The following is a 373-nucleotide window of genomic DNA, read 5'->3' as shown; positions in this document are numbered from 1 at the left end:
TGTTTTCCTGCTTGATGTCGAACTTGGCAAAATGCACATCATGCAGAATCATGTTCATACGTGCCAAGTTGTAGGTGGTACGGTTCATTTCCTGACCGTAAATCATATCGACATCTTTAACTTCACGTTTTACCCGTAGCAACAACGAACCTGAACCGCAGGTCGGGTCATAGACTGAACGTAAACGGTCTTTGCCTTGGGTGACAATCTTCGCCAGTAAAGTYGATACCGTTTGCGGGGTATAGAATTCCCCCGCTTTTTTGCCCGCGCCTGAGGCAAACTCACCAATCAGGTACTCGTAAGCCAAAGCGGGTGCAAAGATAACAACTTTAGTTTATTAAAACCAAATGAAATTTGAAGTTTTTTAAAGAAA

At 43.3% G+C, this 373-nt stretch carries 1 protein-coding gene; it reads right to left on the bottom strand.

The features are described 5' to 3' along the window. On the bottom strand, positions 1 to 307 hold a 307-nt coding region (locus DLK05_RS17270), incomplete at its 3' end, for an HsdM family class I SAM-dependent methyltransferase (RefSeq protein ID WP_235832035.1). Positions 308 to 373: the final 66 nt, after the last annotated feature.

The organism is Ancylomarina longa, assembly GCF_003996985.1.
GTDB lineage: Bacteria > Bacteroidota > Bacteroidia > Bacteroidales > Marinifilaceae > Ancylomarina_A > Ancylomarina_A longa.
Note: the sequence above shows the minus strand (reverse complement) of the source record. Positions and strands in the feature narration are given on the sequence as shown.